Annotated in this window: 19 protein-coding genes; 13 read left to right on the forward strand and 6 right to left on the reverse strand. The window is 71.4% G+C overall.

Annotated features, from left to right (window positions below):
- Positions 1 to 46: 46 nt before the first annotated feature.
- Positions 47 to 1,279: a lactonase family protein gene (locus IE134_RS07480; RefSeq protein ID WP_030710191.1), complete on the reverse strand. Its 1,233-nt coding sequence runs from the start codon at positions 1,277 to 1,279 to the stop codon at positions 47 to 49.
- 124 nt (positions 1,280 to 1,403) lie between these two features.
- Positions 1,404 to 2,243 (reverse strand): GntR family transcriptional regulator, encoded by an 840-nt coding sequence (locus tag IE134_RS07485; RefSeq protein ID WP_030710190.1) that lies wholly within the window; start codon positions 2,241 to 2,243, stop codon positions 1,404 to 1,406.
- Between the two features lie 280 nt (positions 2,244 to 2,523).
- On the opposite strand from IE134_RS07485, the gene IE134_RS07490 reads away from it, so the two are divergent.
- From IE134_RS07490 to IE134_RS07525, 8 genes are all read left to right on the forward strand, one after another.
- Positions 2,524 to 3,792, forward strand: coding sequence for an extracellular solute-binding protein (locus tag IE134_RS07490; RefSeq protein WP_030710189.1), 1,269 nt, complete (start codon positions 2,524 to 2,526; stop codon positions 3,790 to 3,792).
- Between the two features lie 48 nt (positions 3,793 to 3,840).
- On the forward strand, positions 3,841 to 4,833 hold the full coding sequence (locus IE134_RS07495) for a carbohydrate ABC transporter permease (protein ID WP_030710187.1): 993 nt from the start codon (positions 3,841 to 3,843) through the stop codon (positions 4,831 to 4,833).
- Positions 4,830 to 5,675: a carbohydrate ABC transporter permease gene (locus tag IE134_RS07500; protein WP_098020133.1), complete on the forward strand. Its 846-nt coding sequence runs from the start codon at positions 4,830 to 4,832 to the stop codon at positions 5,673 to 5,675. Before IE134_RS07495 ends, IE134_RS07500 begins: the two co-directional genes overlap by 4 nt.
- Before the next feature lie 61 nt (positions 5,676 to 5,736).
- Entirely contained in the window at positions 5,737 to 7,347 is a 1,611-nt protein-coding gene (locus tag IE134_RS07505; protein WP_189429972.1) for a beta-N-acetylhexosaminidase, read from the forward strand.
- 37 nt (positions 7,348 to 7,384) lie between these two features.
- Positions 7,385 to 8,821: a cellulose binding domain-containing protein gene (locus IE134_RS07510; RefSeq protein WP_030710182.1), complete on the forward strand. Its 1,437-nt coding sequence runs from the start codon at positions 7,385 to 7,387 to the stop codon at positions 8,819 to 8,821.
- A 228-nt stretch (positions 8,822 to 9,049) separates the two neighbouring features.
- Positions 9,050 to 9,889 (forward strand): TIM barrel protein, encoded by an 840-nt coding sequence (locus tag IE134_RS07515; RefSeq protein WP_030710181.1) that lies wholly within the window; start codon positions 9,050 to 9,052, stop codon positions 9,887 to 9,889.
- A gap of 68 nt (positions 9,890 to 9,957) precedes the next feature.
- Complete coding sequence (locus IE134_RS07520) at positions 9,958 to 10,851, forward strand: 2-hydroxy-3-oxopropionate reductase (protein ID WP_030710177.1); 894 nt, start codon at positions 9,958 to 9,960, stop codon at positions 10,849 to 10,851.
- A gap of 211 nt (positions 10,852 to 11,062) precedes the next feature.
- A complete protein-coding gene (locus IE134_RS07525; protein WP_010064265.1) occupies positions 11,063 to 12,520 on the forward strand; it encodes a catalase in 1,458 nt (485 codons plus the stop codon).
- A 435-nt stretch (positions 12,521 to 12,955) separates the two neighbouring features.
- On the opposite strand, the gene IE134_RS07530 is transcribed toward IE134_RS07525, so the two are convergent.
- Positions 12,956 to 13,516 carry a TetR/AcrR family transcriptional regulator gene (locus IE134_RS07530; protein ID WP_032768111.1) on the reverse strand — a complete coding sequence of 187 codons (561 nt, stop codon included), beginning with the start codon at positions 13,514 to 13,516 and terminating at the stop codon, positions 12,956 to 12,958.
- A 105-nt stretch (positions 13,517 to 13,621) separates the two neighbouring features.
- Here IE134_RS07530 and IE134_RS07535 point away from each other — a divergent pair, with 105 nt between their 5' ends.
- Complete coding sequence (locus IE134_RS07535; protein ID WP_098020134.1) at positions 13,622 to 14,371, forward strand: alpha/beta fold hydrolase; 750 nt, start codon at positions 13,622 to 13,624, stop codon at positions 14,369 to 14,371.
- A 71-nt stretch (positions 14,372 to 14,442) separates the two neighbouring features.
- On the opposite strand, the gene gcl is transcribed toward IE134_RS07535, so the two are convergent.
- A complete protein-coding gene (gcl, locus tag IE134_RS07540; RefSeq protein WP_030710168.1) occupies positions 14,443 to 16,227 on the reverse strand; it encodes a glyoxylate carboligase in 1,785 nt (594 codons plus the stop codon).
- A gap of 260 nt (positions 16,228 to 16,487) precedes the next feature.
- On the opposite strand from gcl, the gene IE134_RS07545 reads away from it, so the two are divergent.
- The 3 genes from IE134_RS07545 to IE134_RS07555 all read left to right on the forward strand — a co-directional run bounded on the left by IE134_RS07545 (position 16,488) and on the right by IE134_RS07555 (position 18,117).
- A complete protein-coding gene (locus tag IE134_RS07545) occupies positions 16,488 to 17,198 on the forward strand; it encodes a hypothetical protein (RefSeq protein WP_097882096.1) in 711 nt (236 codons plus the stop codon).
- 82 nt (positions 17,199 to 17,280) lie between these two features.
- Entirely contained in the window at positions 17,281 to 17,910 is a 630-nt protein-coding gene (locus tag IE134_RS07550) for a GNAT family N-acetyltransferase (protein WP_030710164.1), read from the forward strand.
- A gap of 9 nt (positions 17,911 to 17,919) precedes the next feature.
- Positions 17,920 to 18,117: a hypothetical protein gene (locus IE134_RS07555; RefSeq protein ID WP_010072609.1), complete on the forward strand. Its 198-nt coding sequence runs from the start codon at positions 17,920 to 17,922 to the stop codon at positions 18,115 to 18,117.
- Between the two features lie 22 nt (positions 18,118 to 18,139).
- Here IE134_RS07555 and IE134_RS07560 read toward each other — a convergent pair whose 3' ends face one another.
- A complete protein-coding gene (locus IE134_RS07560) occupies positions 18,140 to 19,747 on the reverse strand; it encodes an AMP-binding protein (RefSeq protein ID WP_189429974.1) in 1,608 nt (535 codons plus the stop codon).
- Positions 19,744 to 21,420: an AMP-binding protein gene (locus tag IE134_RS07565; RefSeq protein ID WP_189429976.1), complete on the reverse strand. Its 1,677-nt coding sequence runs from the start codon at positions 21,418 to 21,420 to the stop codon at positions 19,744 to 19,746. The genes IE134_RS07560 and IE134_RS07565 overlap by 4 nt, the downstream gene beginning before the upstream one ends.
- A gap of 129 nt (positions 21,421 to 21,549) precedes the next feature.
- On the opposite strand from IE134_RS07565, the gene IE134_RS07570 reads away from it, so the two are divergent.
- Positions 21,550 to 22,392, forward strand: a complete 843-nt coding sequence (locus tag IE134_RS07570; protein ID WP_030710158.1) for a response regulator transcription factor — start codon at positions 21,550 to 21,552, stop codon at positions 22,390 to 22,392.
- The last annotated feature ends 14 nt before the right edge of the window (positions 22,393 to 22,406 follow it).

A 22,406-nucleotide genomic window follows, 5' to 3' on the forward strand; every position in this document is an offset into this window, starting at 1 on the left:
CGGGGCCCCCGCCCCCGGTGTGCGCGGGGCCCCCGTACGGCGGTGGTCACGGGAGCGGCAGGACGCAGACCGCGACCGGCGCCGGGAAGGGGTCACCGGCGGCGGTGAGGGAGCCGTCGGGGCCGACGCCGAAGACGGTGACGGTGGAGGAGCGCTGGTTGGCGGCGAAGAGCAGGGTGCTGTCCGGGGACAGGGCGAGCTGCCGGGGCCAGTCGCCGCCGACGGGCACGGTGTCCAGCAGCCGGACGGCCGCCCCGTCGTCCTCCACGGCGTAACGGGTGAGGCTGTTGGGGCCCCGGTTGGCGAGGTAGACGTACGCCCCGTCGCCGGTGACGACCGGCTGGGAGGGATAGCTGGTGCCGGATCCCGTGCCGGTGGACTGCCCGGGCCCCGGGGTGAGGGCGCCGGTGGCGGGGTCGTACGCGCAGACGACCAGGGTGTTGTCCAGCTCGCAGGCCAGGTAGGCGGAGCGCCCGTCGGGGTGGAAGGCCAGGTGGCGGGGGCCGGAGCCGGGCGCCAGGGCGGCGCGGGAGACCTCGGTGAGCGTCCCGGCGGACTCGTCGAGTGCGTACGTGTACACGGTGTCGGTGCCCAGGTCGACGGCGAGGACATGGCCTCCGTCGGGGGCGGTGACGATCTGGTGGGCGTGCGGCCCGCCCTGGCCGGGTCCGGGCGGCGGCGAGCTGTGGGTGACCAGGTCGGTGCGTTCGCCCAGCGAACCGTCCTCGGCGATCGGGTGCACGGCGACGCTGCCCGAGCCGTAGTTCGCGCTCAGCAGCCAGCGCCCGGACGGGTGCACGGAGAGGTGGGTGGTCCCGGAGCCGCCGGTGGGACGGCTGCCGAGCACCTCGTACGTCCCGTCCGGCGCGCGTCCCACGGCGGTGACCGCGCCGGCTTCCTGCTCGGCGACCGCGTAGACGGTGGAGCCGGAGGGGTGGAGGGCCAGGTAGGAGGGGTTGTCGACGCCGGTGATCACGGGGCCCGGAGTGATCGCGCCGGTGGCCGTGTCGTACGCGGCGGTGCCGATGCCGGTGCCGCCTCCCGCCTCGGAGGTGTACGTGCCGAGGAGCAGCGGGCGAGTGGCGCGCGGGGCGTTCGGCGGGGCGGGCGCGGGGGCCGGACGGGCCGCGGCGTGGGCGGGGGTGGCGAGGGCGGGCCCCGCGGCCGCCAGGGCGGCGGTGGCCAGCAGGCCGCCGAGGAAGCCCCGGCGGCCGGGAAGGGCGGGGAGGCCGGGCGCGGGGCGTTCGGGGCCGGAGTACGGGTGGGGGGACGGCTTCATGCGAGGCACCTCGGGTGGGGGTCGGCTGCTTCGGATGCGTCCGCCACCCTGGCCCGCCGACGCCCGCACGGCAAGAGGCGCAACATGAGTTGCATCCTCTGCAACGCCGGGAGGTGACGGGCGATCAGCCTGCAGCCTGGATGTCCCCCCTGGTCGACGAGGCGATGGCGTCGCCGTGGGCGAAGTCGCCGGGCGGGATGCCCGGGTGGTGTCCCTCCAGGTCGGGGGCCACCTCGGCCGCCGGGCCGAGGGCGAGCCGGGAGACGATCCGGTAGCGGTCGCCCCGGTAGAGCGAGTGGACGTACTCCACCGGCCGGCCCGTGGTGTCGGAGGTCAGCCGCTCGAAGAGCAGCGCCGGGGACAGCTCCGGGACATCGAGCAGCCCGGCCTCGGCGCGGGTCACGACGGTGGGTTCGATCGCCTGCACCGCCTCGTGGACGTGCACGCCGTGGGTGGCGCGAAGGTGCTCGTACAGATCGCCGCTCTCCAGCTCCTGCGCGCTGAGCCCCGGCACCAGCTCCGCCCGGATGTGCAGATGCTCTATGGCCATCGGCGCCCCGTCGACCAGCCGCAGCCGTGCCACGTAGACGATCTCGGCGGCCGGTGACATGCGCAGCTTGCGGCCGACGCGGGCCCCCGCCTGGAGCGTGGTGAACTCCAGCAGCCGGCTCGACCAGGCACCGGCCGCCTGCGGCACGCTGAGCGCGCGGTCCCCGGCGACCAGCTCCTGAGTGATCTTGGCGGGGGCGACGAACATGCCCCGGCCGTGCTCGCGCACCAGGAGCCCGGCGGCGACCAGTTCGTCGACCGCCGCGCGCACCGTGGGCCGGGAGACGCCGAGCAGGGCGCACAGGGCGCGCTCCGAGGGGATGGCGTCCCCGGGGCTGCGTGACTCGATCAGCTCCAGTACGGCATCGCGGGTCCGCTCCCGTTTGAGCACCGTCCCCGGCACATTCCCGTCCATGCTCTCCCCTCCCGAAGACTGTGCCTTTCTTACCAGTTGACCACCCCGATGCCTCAACTGGCTTGCTGGTCAGGCGAAGTGTAGCGCTCACTACGGGCGGATCGGTCGTCCACGTTACGCATAGATCACCAATTTCCCTTTCTACGCAGGGGGTTGACGGCCCCATTGGTCTATGCCACCTTCATCCACCACCGACAGGCAAGCTGTCCAGTGAGCTCAACTGGTCAGGTGGTCAGGCCTCGTCAGGTCCGTCCCATCCGTATCGCTTCCGAGGTGAACCGTGAAGTACCGCTTGCTCGCCGGTGGGTCCGTGCTCGCCCTGACCGCCGCGCTCAGTGCCTGTAGTTCGTCGTCCGGACCGGAATCCGCGAACGGGGACGGCCGGACGACGGTGGACGTCTGGCTGATGCGCGACAGCGTCTCGGCGCAGTTCCAGAAGGAGTTCAGCGCGGACTTCGAGAAACGCCACCCGACGATCGACGTGAAGATCCAGATCCAGGAGTGGGACGGGATCGGCCAGAAGATCACCGCCGCCCTGGCCAGCAACGACGCCCCGGACGTCATCGAGGCGGGCAACACCCAGGTGGCCCAGTTCGCGGAGAGCGGCGGACTGCTCGACCTCAGCGACCGGAAGGACGAGCTGAACGGCGAGGACTGGCTGAGCGGCCTGGCCGAGCCGGGCTCGTACGAGGGCAAGCAGTACGGCATCCCGTACTACGCGGCGAACCGGGTGGTCATCTACCGCACCGACCTCTTCGAGAAGGCGGGCGTCGACGCGGCCGGGATCAAGACCCGTGGGCAGTGGATCGACGCCACGACGAAGCTCAACAAGGGCGGCACGCAGGGCATCTACCTGCCCGGACAGATGTGGTACGCGCTGGCCGGGTTCATCTGGGACGAGGGCGGCGACCTCGCAGCCGAGTCCGGCGGGAAGTGGTCCGGCGCGCTGGACACCCCCGAGGCGCTGCGCGGCATGGCGTTCTACGAGGAGCTCCAGGCGCTCGGCAAGGGCCCCAAGGACTCCGACGAGGACGATCCGCCGCAGGCCGAGGTGATGGCCCAGGGCCAGGTGGCCCAGGTCATCTCCACTCCGGGCGGGGCCAACGTCATCGCGGAGAACAACCCCGAACTCAAGGGCAAGCTCGCCTTCTTCCCGATCCCGGGCAAGACGGCGGACACCCCGGGCGCGGTCTTCACCGGCGGCTCCGATCTGGTCGTGCCGGCCGCCGCGGCCCACCCCGACGAGGCGGTCACCTTCATCAAGGAGCTGACCGGGGAGACCTGGCAGAAGAAGCTCGCCGTCGCCATGAGCTACGTACCGAACCGGACCTCGCTGGCCTCCGCCGTGGCCGACGACCCGGGGGCCGCCGCGATGGCGGTCGGCGCGGCCAACGGGCACGCCACGCCCAACACCCCGGGCTGGGCGGCGGTCGAGGCGGAGAACCCGATCAAGGACTACATGACGGCCGTGCTCACCGGGGGCGATCCCGCGAAGGAGGCGGCGAAGGCCTCGCAGGACATCACCCGGGCCATGAACGCCGGTTCCTGACCCGTCTCCCCTTCCCGGATTCCCGGAACAGCAGGAAGGAGGCGTGCCGTGCCGGTCATCGACCAACGGACCGCACCCCGCATTCCCCGGCGACGCCCGGCCCCGCGCCTCGCCGTGCGCAAGTCCCCGCCCCGGCGCGGGGGAACGGGCAGGGCGAGGAACCTCTGGCCGTACGCCCTGGTCGCCCCGGCCGTCGGCGGCATGCTCTATCTGCTGGTCTACCCGCTGGTGCGGGCCGTCCTGATCTCGTTCCAGGACTTCCGGCTGCGCCAACTGATCGCCGGTGACGCGGACTTCGTCGGCCTGCGGAACTACCGGACGCTGCTGACAGACCCGCGCTTCTGGGAGGTGGTCCGCCGCACCTTCCTCTTCATGGCGGTCAACGTCGTCCTGATCATGGTGATCGCCACCCTGGTCGCCCTGATGGTGGAGCGGCTGGGCCGGATCGGGCGGACGGTGGTGCTGTGCTCGCTCGTGCTGGCCTGGGCGATGCCGGTGGTCGCGGCGACCACCGTCTTCCAGTGGCTGTTCCACTCGGAGTTCGGCATCGTCAACTGGTCGCTGACCTCGCTCGGCCTCGACTCCTTCGACCGCTATCCGTGGTTCGCCAACGGCACCGCGGCCTTCGCGATCCTGGTGACGCTGATCGTGTGGCAGTCGGTGCCGTTCGCCGCGATCACCCTGTACTCGGCGCTGACCACCGTCTCCCCCGAGCTGTACGAGTCGGCGCGGCTGGACGGGGCGGGCGCGGGGCGGATCTTCCGCTCGGTCACCTTCCCGATCCTGCGGCCGATCTTCCTGCTGGTGGTGTCGCTGGAGGTGATCTGGACGTTCAAGGCGTTCGTCCAGATCTGGGTGATGACCCGGGGCGGGCCGGGCGACGCCACGACGATCCTGCCGGTCTACGCCGTGCAGACGGCGCTCTCCAGCCAGCGGTACGACCTCGGTTCCGCCGCCTCGATGGTCACCGTGGTCCTGATGTCCGGGGTGCTCGTCCTCTACTTCCGCCAGATGCTCCGCCAGGAGGACGAAACCCGATGAACTCACCTGCCGTGCGCCTCCGGCTCCGACGCCTGCCGCTGTACCTCGCGGCCGCCGTGACCGTCGCGGTCTGCCTCTTCCCCGTGTACTGGATGATCTCCACGGCCTTCAAGCCGTCGAAGGACATCCAGTCGTCGGACCCGCAGCTCTTCCCGCGCACCTGGACCCTCGATCACTTCCAACGGGCCGTGGACGCCGACGGGTTCGCCCTGTTCTGGCGCAACAGCATCCTCGTGACGCTGGGGGCGGTCCTGCTGGCGCTGCTGGTGGCGCTGGGCGCGGCCTACGCCGTGGCGCGGCTGCGGTGGCGGGGCCGGCGGCAGTTCATGCTGATGATCTTCATCGCGCAGATGGCGCCCTGGGAGTCGCTGATCATCCCCATCTACATCATCTCCCGGGACACGAACATGCTCGACCGGCTGCCGACCCTGACGCTGATCTACTTCATGATCACGCTGCCATTCACCGTCGTGGTGCTGCGCGGCTTCATCGGGACGATCCCGCCGGAGCTGGAGGAGGCGGCGCAGGTCGACGGCTGCACCCGGACCGGGGCGTTCTGGCGGGTGGCGATGCCGCTGCTGGCGCCGGGGCTGATGGCGACCTCGCTGTTCGGCTTCATCACCGCCTGGAACGAGTTCGCCTACGCCAACTTCCTGATCATCAAGCAGCAGGACAACCGGACGCTGCCGGTCTGGCTGTCGTCCTTCCAGAACACCTTCGGCACCGACTGGGGCGCCACGATGGCCGCCTCGACGCTCTTCGCGCTGCCCGCCCTGGTGATCTTCCTGCTGCTCCAGCGCCATGTCACGTCCGGCTTCGCCGCCGGTGCCGTGAAGGGCTGAGCGGCGGAGCACGCCGATCGGCCCCCTCGCCCCCGTCCGCGAACCGAACACGGAGACGCCCGTGCCCGCACCGCACCCCGCCCCCTCCCTCCTCCCCCACCCCGGCAAGGTCTCCTCGCTCGGCGGCCGGCTCACCCTGGACCGGGACACCACCGTCCGCGCGCTGCCGGGGGCGGAACCGGCGGCGGACCTGCTGCGCACCCTGGTCGGCCACCCCGCGGGCCTGCCGCTCACACCGTCGCCCGACGGCCGGGTCGTCCTCGCCCTGGACGACCGGCTCGGCGGCCTCGGCCAGGAGGGATACGGGCTGACGGTCGGCCCGCAGGCACTCCAGCTGCGCGCCGCCCACCGCACCGGGCTGCTCCGGGGCATCCAGACGATCCGCCAACTCCTGCCCACCGAGGCCCTGTCGGGCGGGGCGACGGGCACCGGCTCCTGGGAGCTGCCCTGCGTCGAGATCACCGACGTACCGGACCGGCCGTGGCGCGGGGCGATGCTGGACGTGGCGCGCCGCTTCCAGCCGATCGGCTATCTGCGCCGGTACGTGGACCTGCTGGCGCTGCACAAGCTGAACGTCCTGCACCTCCACCTCACCGACGACCAGGGCTGGCGGATGCCGGTCGACGCCTACCCCCGGCTGATCTCGGTCGGCTCCCGGCGGGCTCGGTCGCAGAAGGGCCCGGCCGGCCCGGACGGGGCGCACTTCGACGCGGTGCCGCACGAAGGGCACTACACCAAGGCGGAGTTGAGGGGCCTGGTGCGGTACGCCGCGGAGCGCGGGATCACCGTCGTGCCGGAGATCGAGATGCCCGGCCATGTGCGGGCCGCGCTCGCCGCCTACCCGGAGCTGGGCAACCATCCCGGTCGGCGGCTGGATGTGTGGACCCGGTGGGGGGTGTGCGACACGATCCTCGGCGTGCACGAGGGGGTCTTCGACTTCTGCCGGGCCGTGCTGGAGGAGGTGATGGACGTCTTCCCGTCGCCGTACATCCACATCGGCGGCGAGGAGTGCCCGACCACCGAGTGGGAGGACAGCCCGGCCGCCCGGGAACGCGCGGCGGCCCTCGGGCTCGCGGGCCCGGCCGAACTGCACGGCTGGTTCATGGGCCGCATCGGGGCGTTCCTGGTCGAGCGCGGCCGGATCCCCCTCGGCTGGGTCGAGAACGGCGCCGAACTCCCCCCGGAATTCACGGTGATGACCTGGCGCGACGCCACGCACGCCCGGGCCGCCGCCCGCCGCGGCCATCAGGTGATCGCCGCGCACCACCGGGCGACCTATCTCGACTACGCCCAGTCCACGGACCCGTCCGAGCCGGTCGCCCAGCCCGGCGCGCCGGTCCCCCTGCACACCGTCCACGGCTACGAACCGGCCCCGCACGACTGGCCGGAGGCGGAGCGGGCCCGGGTGCTCGGGACCCAGGTCCAGCTGTGGACGGAGTACGCCCGCACCCCCGAGGAGATCGAGTACCTCAGCTTTCCCCGGCTCTGCGCGCTGGCCGACCGTTCCTGGTCCGGCGGGCGCGGCGACTGGCCGGGGTTCGTCGAGCGGCTGCGTCACCACACCGCCCGGCTGGACGCCCTGGGCGTCCCCTACCGCCCCCTGGACGCGCGGTCGCTCGCGACGGCCGTGTCCGCGTCCCCCTCCGCAGGAACAGCGCGACTCCACCCGTAACCCGTCCCCCACCACCGTTCCGGAGAGGAACACGCCTGTGAACACATCACGCAGGAATCCGCACAGGTCCAGGCTGCGCACCGCCGCCGCATCGGCCGCCGCCGTGGCCCTGGCCGCCACCGGTCTGGCCACCCTGCCGTCCTCGGCGTCCGCCGCGGCCGACGGGATCGTGGTCCAGTACCGTACGAGCGCGTCCGGTGCGAGCGCCGACCAGAGCGAGCCGTGGCTGAAGGTCCGCAACGCCGGCTCCACCTCCGTACCGCTGAGCGGCGTGAAGGTCCGCTACTACTTCAAGGCCGACTCGCCGTCCGCCGCCTACCGGTTCGCCTGTTCCTGGGCGGTGAAGGGGTGCGCGAACATCACCGGTACGTTCGGGACGCTCGCGAACCCGACCGCCACCGCCGACCGCTACCTGGAGATCGGCTTCACCGCCGGGGCGGGCTCGCTCGCCCCGGGCGCGGACACCGGAGACATGCAACTCCGCTTCCACCAGAGCTCCTGGGCCTCGCTCGTCCAGTCCGACGACTACTCCTTCGGCCCGGACCGGACCGCGTACGGCGACTGGTCCAAGGTGACGGCCCACGTGAACGGGGCGACCGTGTGGGGCGAGGCGCCCGGGGGCAACGGCCCGACCGACCCGCCGGACCCGACGGACCCGCCGACCGACGGCCCCCGGCTCTTCGACGACTTCAACTACAGCTCCCACACCGACCCGAAGATCAACGCCAACGGCTGGAGCGTACGGTCCAACTCCGGCGGCCCCGGAGTGCCGGGCGCGACCTGGGCTCCCGAGAACGTCACCTTCGCCTCGCAGAGCGGGAACTCGGTGATGAACCTGGAGACCTCGACGGCGGGCACAGGCGCTTCGACGAAGCACACCGAGGTCCTGACCAAGTCGATGAAGTTCAAGAACGGCACGTACGCGTCTCGGGTGAAGTTCAGCGACACGCCGCGCTCGGGCCCGGACGGCGACCGGATCGTGCAGACGTTCTTCACCATCAACGACCTCAAGGCGCCGATGGCGGACGACTACGCGGAGTACGACTTCGAGTATCTGCCGAACGGCGGCTGGGGCGAGCCGGCGAACATCCTCTACACGACCTCGTGGGAGACCTACCGGCCCGACCCGTGGGAGGCGGTCAACGCGCACAGCGAGGCCCGGCAGTCGTACGCGGGCTGGCACGACCTGGTGGTGACGATCGACGACAACCAGATCACGTACTACGTCGACGGTCAGCACTTCGGCACGCACGGGGCGGCGTATCTGCCCGAGCGGCCGATGTCGATCAACTTCAACCAGTGGCTGATCGATCTGGCGGGCCAGCCGAGCACGACACCCCGCGCCTACGACCAGCAGGTGGACTACGTCCTGCATGTGAAGGACCAAGTGCTCACCCCCTCCCAGGTGAACGCGATGGTCGGGGCGTACCGCAGTGCGGGGACGAGCTTCGAGGACACGGTTCCGGGCAGCTAGGGGCAGTACGTACGGCGTGAGAGCCGGGCGGGGCGGGGGTCGACGGCGGCCCTCGCCCCGCTTTCGTATGCCCGGGAGGGGCTGCTGCCACCGATTCCGTACGCCTTCCGTACGCCGCCGACCGGGGCGAATTTTGCGGCACCCCCTTGACAGCCCTGCCTCCCTCCGGGCAATCTTCCGTTAAGCAGAAACTAACTTCCGCAATACGGAAGGAGCGCCGACATCCTCATGGGATACCCGGACCAGCGCTTCGATGTGAACCTCTCGATCCTCTTCACGGAACTCCCGCTCCTGGAGCGTCCCGCGGCAGCCGCCGCGGCGGGCTTCACCGCGGTCGAGCTGTGGTGGCCCTGGATCGAGACCCCCACCCCCATCCGAGCTGAGCTCGACGCCCTCAAGAAGGCGCTCGACGACGCCGGCACCCAGCTCGTGGGACTGAACTTCTACGCCGGACAGCTGCCCGGCCCCGACCGCGGCGCGCTCTCCGTGCCCGGCTCGGAGTCGGACCGCTTCCGGGAGAACATCGAGGTGGCGGCCGACTTCGCCGCCTCGGTCGGCTGCACGGCGCTCAACGCGCTGTACGGCAACCGCGTCGAGGGCGTGGACCCGCAGGTCCAGGACGCGCTCGCGCTGGAGAACCTGGTGCTGGCCGCCCGCGCGGCGGACCGCGTCGGGGCGATCCTCCTGATCGAGACCCTGAACAAGCCGGAGTCGCCGCTCTATCCGCTGGTCAGCGCACCGGCCGCGATCGAGGTCGTCGACAAGGTCAACGCGGCGACGGGCCTCGGGAACGCGAAGTTCCTGCTGGACCTGTACCACCTCTCGATGAACGGCGAGGACCTCAGCCAGGTCATCAAGGCGTACGCCGCCAAGACCGGCCACGTCCAGATCGCCGACAACCCGGGCCGCGGCGCGCCGGGCACCGGCTCGCTCCCGCTGGAGCGGCTCCTGGACGAGCTGAAGGACGCCGGTTACGCGGGCTGGGTCGGCCTGGAGTACAAGCCGGGCGACCGGCCGAGTGCGGAGGCCTTCGACTGGCTTCCGGCATCGGCCCGAGCCGCCGGCTGACCGGCCGGGCCCACCGCGGGGTGAGTCCAACCCCCTTACGTACACACGTTTTTCAGGAAGGCACCCTCATGAGCAACAACCTCCCCAAGGTCGCCTGGATCGGTCTCGGCATCATGGGCTCCCCCATGTCGGAGAACCTGATCAAGGCCGGTTACTCCGTCACCGGATACACCCTGGAGCAGGACAAGATCGACCGGCTGGTCGCGGCCGGCGGCACCGGCGCCTCCTCGATCGCGGACGCGGTCAAGGACGCGGATGTCGTCATCACGATGGTGCCCGCATCGCCGCAGGTCGAGGCCATCGCGTACGGCCCGGACGGCATCCTGGAGAACGCGAAGCGCGGCGCGCTGCTGGTGGACATGTCCTCCATCACCCCGCAGACCTCGGTCGACCTCGCCAAGAACGCGGCCGAGAAGGGCATCCGGGTCCTGGACGCGCCGGTCTCCGGCGGCGAGGCCGGTGCCATCGAGGCGGTCCTGTCCATCATGGTCGGCGGTGAGCAGGCGGACTTCGACGCCGCGAAGCCGCTCCTGGACGCGCTGGGCAAGACCATCGTGCTCTGCGGCCCGCACGGCTCCGGCCAGACGGTGAAGGCGGCCAACCAGCTGATCGTCGCGGTCAACATCCAGGCCTGCGCCGAGGCCGTGGTCTTCCTGGAGAAGTCCGGGGTCGACCTCACCGCCGCGCTCGACGTCCTCAACGGGGGCCTCGCCGGCTCGACCGTGCTGACCCGCAAGAAGGACAACTTCCTGAAGCGGGACTTCGCCCCGGGCTTCCGGATCGACCTGCACCACAAGGACATGGGCATCGTCACGGACGCCGCCCGCAACGTCGGCGCGGCCCTGCCCGTCGGCGGTGTCGTCGCCCAGCTGGTCGCCTCGCTGCGCGCCCAGGGCGACGGCGGCCTCGACCACTCGGCGCTGCTGCGCTCGGTCGAGCGGCTGTCCGGCTCCCAGGTCTGACCTCCCCCAGGCGCCGTGAGGCGCCCCGGCCCGCACGGCGGGCCCCCTGATCTCCGGGCCGCGGTGGCGCTGACACCTGTCCTGTCGCGCCCAGGCGCTGCCGCGGCCCGGAACCACACACTTCGTTTTCAACAAACTGTTGACGTTCTCTCCGCGGCGAATCTACGCTCCTCAAGCCGTCAGCAGCTCGTACGAAAGGTCATCCCGCCACATGGCTAAGCGTGTGCTCACGACCGAGTCAGGCGCCCCGGTCGCCGACAACCAGAACTCCGCCACCGCCGGTGTCGGTGGACCGATCCTCCTCCAGGACCAGCACCTCCTGGAGAAGCTCGCCCGCTTCAACCGTGAGCGCATCCCGGAGCGCGTCGTGCACGCCCGTGGTTCCGGTGCGTACGGCTACTTCGAGGTGACCGACGACGTCACGGGCTTCACCAGCGCCGACTTCCTCTCCTCGGTCGGCAAACGCACCGAGACATTCCTCCGCTTCTCCACCGTCGCCGACTCGCTCGGCGGCGCGGACGCGGTCCGCGACCCGCGCGGCTTCGCCCTCAAGTTCTACACGGACGAGGGCAATTACGACCTGGTCGGCAACAACACCCCGGTGTTCTTCATCAAGGACCCGATCAAGTTCCCCGACTTCATCCACTCGCAGAAGCGCGACCCGTTCACGGGCAAGCAGGAGCCGGACAACGTCTGGGACTTCTGGGCGCACGCCCCCGAGGCGACGCACCAGGTCACCTGGCTGATGGGCGACCGCGGCATCCCCGCCTCGTACCGTCACATGAACGGCTACGGCTCGCACACCTACCAGTGGACGAACGCCGAGGGCGAGGCCTTCTTCGTCAAGTACCACTTCAAGACGAACCAGGGCGTGCGGTCCCTCTCCGCCGACCAGGCCGCCGAGCTCGTCGGCAAGGACGCCAACTCGCACCAGACGGACCTGCTCCAGGCCATCGAGCGCGGCGTCAACCCGTCCTGGACGCTGCACGTCCAGGTGATGCCGGCCGCCGAGGCCGCGGACTACCGGTTCAACCCGTTCGACCTCACCAAGGTGTGGCCGCACAGCGACTACCCGCTCCAGCGGGTCGGCCGCCTGGTCCTGGACCGGAACCCTGACAACGTCTTCGCCGAGGTCGAGCAGGCCGCGTTCTCCCCGAACAACTTCGTGCCCGGCATCGGTCCCTCCCCGGACAAGATGCTCCAGGGCCGGCTGTTCGCCTACGCGGACGCGCACCGCTACCGCCTGGGCGTCAACCACACCCACCTGCCGGTGAACGCGCCGCGCACCGCCGTCGTCGACAACTACGGCCGCGACGGCCTGCACGCGACCCGCAACGGCTCGCGCCACGACAAGAACTACGAGCCCAACTCGTACGCCGGTCCGGCGCAGACCGACGCGGCGCTCGCCGCGCCGCTCGCGATCCACGGCTGGACGGGCACGCACGAGGCCCCCGCCCACACCAAGGACGACGACTTCTTCCAGGCGGGCGAACTCTTCCGGCTCATGTCGGAGGACGAGAAGGGCCGCCTGGTCGCGAACATCGCCGGAGGCCTGTCGCAGGTCACCCGCGACGACGTGATCGAGAAGAACCTCGCCCACTTCCACGCCGCCGACGCCGACTACGGCAAGCGCGTGGAGGAGGCCGTCCGCGCCCTGCGCGAGGACTGAGCCTCCCCCTGGACCCTGCCCGTACCGCGCACCCGGATGAGGGGTGCCGCGCGGCACGGGCAGGACGACGAGGCCGCGGCGGCTGTGCGATGCCAGTGCGGTGGTGAAGGCCCGGGGACCGTCTTCTGACCTGAAGAAGACGCCCTCGCCCGGGCCGATCGTCGCCGCCGCGGTCCCTGTCACCCCCTGAACGAGGGCGTGGAGTACGGATACGGTCCCGTACTCCACGCCCTTCTGCGTGCGCCCGCACCATTTCCAGCCCGTGAGCCCGCACCACCCCAGCCCGTCCGGCGTTTGAGGACGGAACCCTTGCGGTGGTGGGGCCGCACCCTCCATGCAGGGACACGGGCGATTCGCTGCCCGAAGGGGTTCAGGCCCGCCCGTCCCAGGGTTCCGCCCTCAAACGCCGGGCAGGCTGGGATGGCGGGTCCGCCCTCAAGCGTCGGGCGGAACGCTGGAGTTCGGGGCCAAGCCGCCCCGCAGCAAAGCAAGATACGCATCGGCAGCCGCCCCCCTCCGCTCCACCGGATGCTCCCCCACCGCATGCACCAGCCCACACAACAGCTTCAGCAGATTCTCACCGGTGAGAGCGGGGACCGGGCGCACCAGTCCGAGCAGACCCGAGACCGCCGCGACCAGCTCCCCCTTGGCCCGGCTCAGGGACTCCGTCTCGTCGGACCCGGTGATCAGCACGTCGATGAGACCGGGCCGGGCCAGCGCCGCCGCGAGCGCCGTGCGCAGAAAGTCCACGAGGGCCGAGGCGGGATCGGACCGCCCGTGGGCCTCCTCGGCCGCGTCGGTGAGCCGGCGCACCGCCTCCTCCAGGACACTTTCCAGCATGGCCCGCTGCGTGGGGAAGACCCGGTAGACCGTCCCGACGCCCACGCCCGCCCTGCGCGCGAGTTCGTTGAGGGTGAGCCCGGTCTCCCCGTCGGCGACGGCCCGCCGGGCCTCATCGAAGACCTTCTCCCTGTTGCGTACGGCGTCGGCCCTCATCACACCCCTCCTCGGCACCTCTCCTCGACAACCGATGTGGATAACCTATCAGCTCGCTGCTACGGTCAAGTGGATAGGTAATCCACTTCTCTGTCAGGAGCCGTCATGACCGTCGTGTTCGTCCACGGAGTGCCGGAGACCCCCGCCGTCTGGAATGCCCTCCGGGAGCGGATCGACCGCCCCGCCCTGGCCCTGCGGCTGCCCGGATTCGGCAGCCCCCGACCGGCCGGCCTGGTGGACAAGGAGGCGTACGCCGCCTGGCTGGCGGACGAACTGCGCGCGCTCGGCGGACCGGTGGACCTGGTCGGCCACGACTGGGGGGCGCACCTGGCGATGCGGGTCGTCTCCGCGTACGACGTTCCGGTGCGCAGTTGGGTCTCGGACGTGGCCCACGGCTGGCACCCCGACTACCGGTGGCACGAGGCGGCCGTCCTCTTCCAGCAGAGCCCGCAGGGCGAGGAACTGCTCGCGTCGCTGCGCGCCGACTCCCCCGGCAGCCCGTCCTTCGGCGATTTCCTGCGTCCCCGCGGGATGAGCGCCGAACTGGCGACCGAGGTCGACGCCGTGCACGACGAGGTGATGAGCGCGGCCGTCCTCGCGCTCTACCGGTCGGCCCGGCCCCACCTCCACGCCGACTGGGGACGGGAGTTCGACGGCCCCGCCCCGGCGCCCGGCCTCGTCCTCGCCCCGACCGGCGACCCGATGGCGCAGCCCGCGCTGGACCACGAGGTGGCCGCCCGCCTCGGAGCGCGGACGGAGGAGCTGGACGGGCTCACCCACTACTGGATGCTCCAGGACCCCGACCGGGGAGCGGAGGCGCTGGAGCGCTTCTGGGCGGCGTGCGAAGCAAGCTGAACCGAACGCACGGAGGGCCCTTGCCCCGGAGCCGTGCTCCGGGGCAAGGGCCCTCGCGGGTGGCAGGTCCGTCAGGACGCCGCGAGCGGGCGGATCGCCGTCGGGGCGTGGGACGGGTCCGTCGCCAGGTCCTCGAACTCGTTCACCGACGCGATGTCGGTCCCGCTCATCGCGATGTTCGTGACCCGCTCCAGGATCGCCTCGACGACCACCGGGACGCGGAACTCCGCCGCCAGCTTCTTCGCCTCCTCGAAGGCCGGCAGCAGCTGGTCGGGCTCGGTGACCCGGATCGCCTTGCAGCCGAGGCCCTCGACGACCTTGACGTGGTCGACGCCGTAGACGCCCAGCTCCGGGGAGTTGAGGTTCTCGAACTCCAGGTTGACCTGGAAGTCGATGTCGAAGTTGCGCTGCGCCTGGCGGATGAGCCCCAGGTAGGAGTTGTTCACCAGGACGTGGACGTACGGGATGCGGTGCTGCGCGCCGACGGCCAGCTCCTCCAGCATGAACTGGAAGTCGTAATCGCCGGAGAGCGCGACGACCGTGCCCTCCGGGTCCGCGGTGGCGACGCCCAGGGCGGCCGGGATCGTCCAGCCCAGCGGACCCGCCTGGCCGCAGTTGATCCAGTGGCGGGGCTTGTAGACGTGCAGCATCTGCGCGCCCGCGATCTGGGAGAGCCCGATCGTGGTGACGTAACGGGTCTCCGGGCCGAACGCCCGGTTCATCTCCTCGTACACGCGCTGCGGCTTGAGCGGCACGTTGTCGAAGTGCGTCTTGCGCTGGAGGGTCGCCTTGCGCTCCTGTGTGGAGGCGGCCCAGGCCGAGCGGTCCTTCAGCTCGCCCGCCGCCTTCAGCTCGCGCGCCACCTCGACGAAGAGCTCCAGCGCGGCCTTGGCGTCGGAGGCGATGCCGAGGTCCGGGGCGAAGATCTTGCCGATCTGGGTGGGCTCGATGTCGACGTGGACGAAGGTGCGGCCCTGGGTGTAGACGTCCAGCTTGCCGGTGTGGCGGTTGGCCCAGCGGTTGCCGATGCCGAGGACGAAGTCGGACTCCAGGAAGTTCGCGTTGCCGTAGCGGTGCGAGGTCTGGAGGCCGACCATGCCGGCGTTCAGCTCGTGGTCGTCGGGAAGGATGCCCCAGCCCATCAGGGTCGGGATGACGGGAACGCCGGTCAGCTCGGCGAACTCCACGAGCAGCTCGGAGGCGTCGGCGTTGATGATGCCGCCGCCCGCGACGAGCACCGGGCGCTCCGACGCGTTCAGCATCTGGATCGCCCGCTCGATCTGCTTGCGGGAGGCCGCGGGCTTGTGCACCGGGATGGGCTCGTACAGCTCGGGGTCGAACTCGATCTCGGTGAGCTGGACGTCGATCGGCAGGTCGATGAGGACCGGGCCGGGACGGCCGGTGCGCATCAGGTGGAAGGCCTGCTGGAAGACGCCGGGGACCTGCGCGGCCTCCAGGACGGTGGTCGCGGCCTTGGTGACCGGCTTGGCGATCGAGGAGATGTCGACGGCCTGGAAGTCCTCCTTGTGCAGGACCGCCGTCGGCGCCTGGCCGGTGATGCAGAGGATCGGGATGGAGTCGGCGATGGCCGAGTACAGCCCGGTGATCATGTCGGTGCCCGCCGGGCCCGACGTACCGATGCAGACGCCGATGTTGCCGGCCTTGGCCCGGGTGTACCCCTCCGCCATGTGGGAGGCGCCCTCGACGTGGCGGGCCAGCGTGTGGTGGACCCCGCCCGAGGCCTTGAGGGCCGCGTAGAAGGGGTTGATCGCCGCGCCCGGAACGCCGAACGCGTTGCTGACGCCTTCGCGCTTCAGGATCTCAACTGCCGCTCGGGCAGCGGTCATACGAGGCATGGAAGCTCCTGCTCGGGATTGGTGGAGTCGGGCTCTGTCGCGCCACCTGAGAGCACGAATTCCGTATTACGGAAACTTAGTTCTGCTATATGGAAGCAATCTAGAAGCTGAGGCGATCGCAGTCAAGGGCGCGCACCGCCGCACGCGCCGCAGGAAGTACGCCGATCCCCTCCCCAGAGCCTCGCTCCTGGTGGACGATGGGGTGACGAGTCAGGCACGGAGCGGAGTCGGCCGCGCGGCCGTGCCGGAGGGAGAGATACGTGGAGTCCGTCCCGGTCCGGTGCCCCGTCTGCAACCGGGACCACGCCTACAGCACCCCGGCCTACCCCTGCCCGTGCGGCATGCCCACCGCCCCGCCACTGCTGGCCGGCGCCCCGGCCGTCCGGGTCGGCCACCGCAGCTGGAACGACGTCTGGGTCACCGTCCGCTGCTCGTCCTGCGCCCGGGAGGACCAGTGGCCGCAGCCCGAGCTGTGCTGCCCGTGCGGCACCGTCCTGCGGATACCGGTGCGTCCCGTGGCGACCGCCGAGGCCCCCGCAGCGCCGGTCTCGCCGGCCCACATCCCCCTGCCGCGTACCGCCGCGCACCCGCGCCCCGCGTTCAGCCCGATGACGATCCGTACGGGCCACGACGCGGTGAGCACGGCCGGCCTGTACCTGACCTGGCTCGGCTACCGGGACGTCGGCCGGCCCGGCGCGGGCCCGGCCTCCGGCATCGATCTGCGGGGCGACGGCGTCATCGCCCGGGTCGACTCCAGCACCCGCCCGGCCACACTGCGCGCGGTCGAGACCCTCTGGCTCAACGCGCTGGGCACCTCGGCGACCGGGGTGTTCTTCTCCCTCGCGGGGTACGCCCCCGACGCCCGGGCCCGCGCGGACGGCGTCGGTCTTCCGCTCTTCGTACTGGACCTGACCGGGACCCCGCAGCCGGTGAACAGCCCGGCCGACGAGCTGGTCAGCACCGGCGCCTGAACGGACGACCCGGGCACCGCCCGGGGAGGCGGATCCGGCCACCCGCGTACCGGTCCGGCCTCCGGCGCGGCACACTGAGTACATGCGTATCCGCTCCGCCAGACGCTCGGATCTCCCGGTGCTCCAGGACATCGAGCGCGCCGCAGGGGAACCGTTCCGCACCCTGGGCATGGCCTTCGTGGCCGACGACGATCCGCCCCCGCTCGACCTGCTGGAGAGCTACCGGCAGGCAGGCCGTTGCTGGGTGGCCACCGACCCCCTCTCCGCCACCGGCGACCGGCCGCTCGGCTATGTGCTCGCCGATCCCGTCGACGACGCCCTGCACATCGAGCAGGTCTCGGTCGACCCCACCGCCGCCCGCCGGGGTATCGGCCGGGACCTGATCGCCCACCTCGCCGCCGTGGCCGCGCGGCGGGGCATGACGGCGCTCACCCTGACCACCTTCACCGACGTGCCGTGGAACGCCCCGTACTACGCCCGGATCGGCTTCCGGGCCCTGACCGAGCACGAACTCACCGACGGGCTCCGCGCGATCCGCGCCGAGGAGGCCCAGCACGGCCTCGACCGCTGGCCCCGGGTCTGCATGCGACGCGAACTGTCGCCCGTCCCCCGGCCGTCGCCTGGCCCGAAGCCGGCGAAGACCCCACCGGTTCCGGACACTTCGGGGGCCGCCGACGCTTCGGGAGCCCTCGCTGTCAGTGGCGGCCCTTAAACTGTGCGCATGGCTTTACTCCCCGACAGCTCCCACCCCGCAGACCGCCCCGCGCCCGCCGCCGAGCAGGCCAACGAGGCCATCCGCGCGCTCGTCGACGCCACCGGACCGGACTGGTCCGCCGTGGAGGCGGCGACGTACGAGGTGCTGCTCATCGAGTGGGCGGCGGCGACCCGGGGCGACCCCGACATCATCGAAGCCGCCTGACCCGGCGCCCCGCCCATCCCTCTCAGTCCGCGTACGTCTCACGCAGTTCGATCTTGCGGACCTTTCCGCTGACCGTCATCGGGAAGGTCTCCAGGATCCGCAGCCTGCGTGGGATCTTGTAGTGCGCGAGCCGCTCCCGGCAGTGCTCGGTGAGCTCCTCCAGGGTGGGCGGGTCGGCCGGGTCCCGGGGGATGACGCAGGCCAGGATCTCCTCGCCGTAGCGTTCGTCCGGGACCCCGACCACCTGCACGTCGGCGATCTTCGGGTGGCCGTGCAGGAACTCCTCGATCTCCCTCGGGTACACGTTCTCGCCGCCCCGGATGATCATGTCCTTGATCCGGCCCACGACCTGGACGTACCCGTCCTCACCCATGACGGCGAGGTCTCCCGTGTGCATCCACCGCCCCGCGTCGATCACCTCGGCGGTGCGGTCGGGCTGGTCCCAGTAGCCGAGCATCACGCTGTAGCCCCGGGTGCGCAGTTCGCCCGAGCTGCCGCGCGGCAGCGTGACGCCGGTGACCGGGTCGACGACCTTGACCTCGATGTGCGGCAGCACGCGGCCGACCGTGCCGGTGCGGCGCTCCAGGTCGTCGTCGCGGCGGGTCTGGGTGGAGACGGGGGAGGTCTCCGTCATCCCGTAGCAGATGGACACCTCGGCCATGTGCATCTCGGCGACGACCCGGTTCATCACCTCGGCCGGGCAGGGGGAACCGGCCATGATCCCGGTGCGCAGCGAGGAGAGGTCGTACGCGGCGAAGTCCGGCAGGTTCAGTTCGGCGATGAACATGGTGGGCACCCCGTACAGCGAGGTGCAGCGCTCCTGCTGGACGGCGGCGAGCACGGTGGCGGGTTCGAAGGACGGGCCGGGGATCACGATGCAGGCGCCGTGCGAGGTGGCGGCGAGGTTGCCCATGACCATGCCGAAGCAGTGGTAGAAGGGCACCGGGAGGCAGACCCGGTCCGCCTCGGTGTAGGCGATCGTCTCCCCCACGAAATAGCCGTTGTTGAGGATGTTGTGGTGGGAGAGCGTCGCGCCCTTGGGGAAGCCGGTGGTGCCCGAGGTGTACTGGATGTTGATCGGGTCGTCGCAGGACAGCTCCGCCTCGCGGGCGGCCAGTTGATCACGTGTGACGGCGGGGGCGGCGGCGGTCAGCTCCGCCCAGGACGGGTCGCCGATGTAGTGGACGGCCCGCAGGCCGGGGCAGTTGCCGCGGACCTCCTCGACGAGGGCGCGGTAGTCGCTGGTGCGGTGGGAGAGCGAGGCGATCAGCAGGGAGATGCCCGCCTGCTTCAGGACGAACTCCACCTCGTGGGCGCGGTAGGCCGGGTTGACGGTGACCATGACGGCCCCGATCCGGGCCGTGGCGTACTGGACGAGCACCCACTCGGGGCAGTTGACCGCCCAGATGCCGACCCGGTCGCCCTTCGCCACCCCCGACGCCATCAGGGCCCGGGCCAGCTCGTCGACGTCCGCGACGAATTCCGTATACGTCCAGCGCCGGCCCGAGGCCACGTCGACCAGGGCCTCGCGGTCGCCGTGCGCGGCGGCCGTCCGGTCGAGGTTGCGGCCGATGGTGTCGCCGAGCAGCGCGGTGTCGCCGATGCCGTGCGCGTAGGAGAGCAGGCTCACTTCAGGTCCCCCTCGTCGTACTCGGCGCCGGTGCCGAGAGCGGTGCGTTCGCGGAGTTCGATGCGGCGGATCTTGCCCGAGACGGTCTTGGGCAGCTCCGCGAACTCCAGCCTGCGGATGCGTTTGTACGGGGCGAGGACCGCCCGGGAGTGCTCGAAGAGGACCTTCGCGGTGTCCGGTCCGGGCTCCCAGCCCTCCGCGAGCACGACGTACGCCTTCGGGACGGCGAGGCGGAGCGGGTCGGGGGCGGGAACGACGGCGGCCTCGGCGACCGCCTCGTGTTCCAGCAGGGCGCTCTCCAGCTCGAACGGCGAGATCTTGTAGTCGGATGCCTTGAACACGTCGTCGGCGCGGCCGACATAGGTGATGTAGCCGTCCTCGTCGCGGGCGCCGATGTCCCCGGTGCGGTAGTAGCCGCCGGCCATCGCCTCGGCCGTGCGGTCGGGGTCCCCGTGGTAGCCGGTCATCAGGCCGACGGGGCGGTCGGACAGGTCGAGGGCGATCTCCCCCTCGGCCGCCCCGGGCTGCCCGGTCACCGGGTCGAGGAGTTCGACGATGAAACCGGGGCTCGGGCGGCCCATGGAGCCGGTCTTCAGGGGCTGGCCGGGGCTGTTGGCGACCTGGACGGCGGTCTCGGTCTGCCCGAACCCATCCCGGATGGTGACCCCCCACTCCCGCCGGACCGTCTCGATGACCTCCGGGTTCAGCGGCTCACCGGCCGCGACGACCTCGCGCGGCGGGGTGGCCAGCTGGCTCAGGTCCGCCTGGATGAGCATCCGCCAGACCGTGGGCGGGGCGCAGAAACTGGTGATGCCCGAGCGGTCCATCTCGGCCATCAGCCGGCCCGCGTCGAAGCGGGTGTAGTTGAAGATGAAGACGGTGGCCTCGGCTGTCCACGGGGCGAAGAGGTTGGACCAGGCGTGCTTGGCCCAGCCGGGCGACGAGATGTTCAGATGGACGTCGCCCGGCTTGAGGCCGATCCAGTACATCGTCGCCAAGTGGCCCACGGGATAGGACACATGGGTGTGCTCGACCAGTTTGGGACTGGCGGTGGTGCCCGAGGTGAAGTAGAGCATCAGCGGTTCGTCCGCGTCCGTCTCCCGGCCGGGCGTGAACGCGGCCGGCGCGTCGGCCGCCTCCGCGTACGACCGCCAGCCCGCCACCTCCTCGCCGACCGCGATCCGGGTGTAGCGGCCGGGGACCTCGTCGAACTTCGCGGTGTCCGCGTCCCGCACCAGCACATGGCGCACCCGGCCGCGCTCCACCCGGTCGCGCAGGTCGGCGGGGCCGAGCAGCGGGGTGGCGGGGATGACGACGGCGCGCAGCTTCATCGCGGCGAGGGCGGTCTCCCACAGCTCGACCTGGTTGCCGAGCATCACCAGGATGCGGTCGCCCTCCCGTACGCCCTGCGCCTTCAGCCAGTTGGCGGTCCGGTCGGAGCGCATCGACATCGCGGCGAAGGACACCTCGGTGCGTCGGCCGTCCTCCTCGACGATGTGCAGGGCGGTGCGGTCGTTGTTCTCGGCGATGACGTCGAACCAGTCCAGCGCCCAGTTGAAGTGGTCCGCCCGCGGCCAGCGGAAGCCGGCGTACGCCCGCTCGTAGTCCTCGCGGTGCTCCAGCAGGAAGTCCCGGGCGGCCCGGAACGTCTCGGTCGCGCTGGTTGCCGACATGTGCCCTCCTCATTACGGACCGGTCGCCTAACATCATGTAAACAGTGACCCAGGTCTCACCACCCCCGGACGGGGGTGGTCCTCTCCCCCGTCCGGGGGGCTGTGCGGGCCGGGTGGAGGGGCGTCGGAGTGCCGGAAGCGGTCGATGCGGTGGAGATGCAGGCGGCGCTGCTGAGGCTGCGCCGCACGAGCGGACTTCCCGTGGTGTTCGGCGGGCTGCTGTCGGACGCGCGCCACGCACGGATCGCCGAGCTGAACGGGGCGCAGACCAGCGCCCTGCGAGGTCTCGTCATCTCCGCCGGGAGCGGCCTCGGCGGCAAGGCCATCGCGCTGTCCCGGCCCTGCGCGGTGACCGACTACGCCACCTCCCGCCACATCAGCCATGAGTACGACGCGGCGGTGGCGGCGGAGGGCCTGCGTTCGGTCGTCGCGGTCCCCGTCGTCGTCCGCCGTGCGGTGCGGGGCGTGCTGTACGGGGCGCTGCGTACGCCGGTGACGCTCGGCGACCGGACGTTCGACGCGGTGGTGGCGGCGGCCCGTGATGTGGAGCAGTCGCTCGCGGTACGGGACTCGGCGCGGCAGTTGCTGGCGGCGGGCCGGGAGCGGGTGAGCGATCCGGACGCGGTGCCGGGTGCCTGGGAGGACGTGCGCGAGGCCCACCGCGACCTGCGCGCCCTGGTGCCCAGGGTCGTCGACCCGGCCCTGCGCGACGAGTTGCTGGAGGTCTGCGGGCGGCTCGCCTCGGCGTCGGGGTCCAAGGCGTCCATGGCCCGGGAGATCCGCCTCGCCCCGCGCGAGGTGGACGTGGTGGCGTGCGTGGCGGCCGGCGCGACGAACGCGGCGGCGGCCGAGCGGCTGGGGCTGCGGCCCGAGACGGTGAAGGGGTATCTGCGGTCCGCAATGCGGAAGCTGGGGGCGCACACCCGGCTGGAGGCGGTGGTGGCGGCCCGCCGGGCGGGGCTGCTGCCCTGACCTGGAGCCGCCGG

It is taken from the genome of Streptomyces rubiginosohelvolus, from assembly GCF_014649875.1.
Classification (GTDB): domain Bacteria; phylum Actinomycetota; class Actinomycetes; order Streptomycetales; family Streptomycetaceae; genus Streptomyces; species Streptomyces rubiginosohelvolus.

Coding starts and splice junctions, on each gene's coding strand:
- IE134_RS07480 (WP_030710191.1), bottom strand. CDS start 1,279: ATGAAGCCGTCCCCCCACCCGTACTCCGGCCCCGAACGCCCCGCGCCC.
- IE134_RS07485 (WP_030710190.1), bottom strand. CDS start 2,243: ATGGACGGGAATGTGCCGGGGACGGTGCTCAAACGGGAGCGGACCCGC.
- IE134_RS07500 (WP_098020133.1), top strand. CDS start 4,830: ATGAACTCACCTGCCGTGCGCCTCCGGCTCCGACGCCTGCCGCTGTAC.
- IE134_RS07515 (WP_030710181.1), top strand. CDS start 9,050: ATGGGATACCCGGACCAGCGCTTCGATGTGAACCTCTCGATCCTCTTC.
- IE134_RS07520 (WP_030710177.1), top strand. CDS start 9,958: ATGAGCAACAACCTCCCCAAGGTCGCCTGGATCGGTCTCGGCATCATG.
- IE134_RS07525 (WP_010064265.1), top strand. CDS start 11,063: ATGGCTAAGCGTGTGCTCACGACCGAGTCAGGCGCCCCGGTCGCCGAC.
- IE134_RS07530 (WP_032768111.1), bottom strand. CDS start 13,516: ATGAGGGCCGACGCCGTACGCAACAGGGAGAAGGTCTTCGATGAGGCC.
- IE134_RS07535 (WP_098020134.1), top strand. CDS start 13,622: ATGACCGTCGTGTTCGTCCACGGAGTGCCGGAGACCCCCGCCGTCTGG.
- gcl (WP_030710168.1), bottom strand. CDS start 16,227: ATGCCTCGTATGACCGCTGCCCGAGCGGCAGTTGAGATCCTGAAGCGC.
- IE134_RS07550 (WP_030710164.1), top strand. CDS start 17,281: ATGCGTATCCGCTCCGCCAGACGCTCGGATCTCCCGGTGCTCCAGGAC.
- IE134_RS07555 (WP_010072609.1), top strand. CDS start 17,920: ATGGCTTTACTCCCCGACAGCTCCCACCCCGCAGACCGCCCCGCGCCC.
- IE134_RS07565 (WP_189429976.1), bottom strand. CDS start 21,420: ATGTCGGCAACCAGCGCGACCGAGACGTTCCGGGCCGCCCGGGACTTC.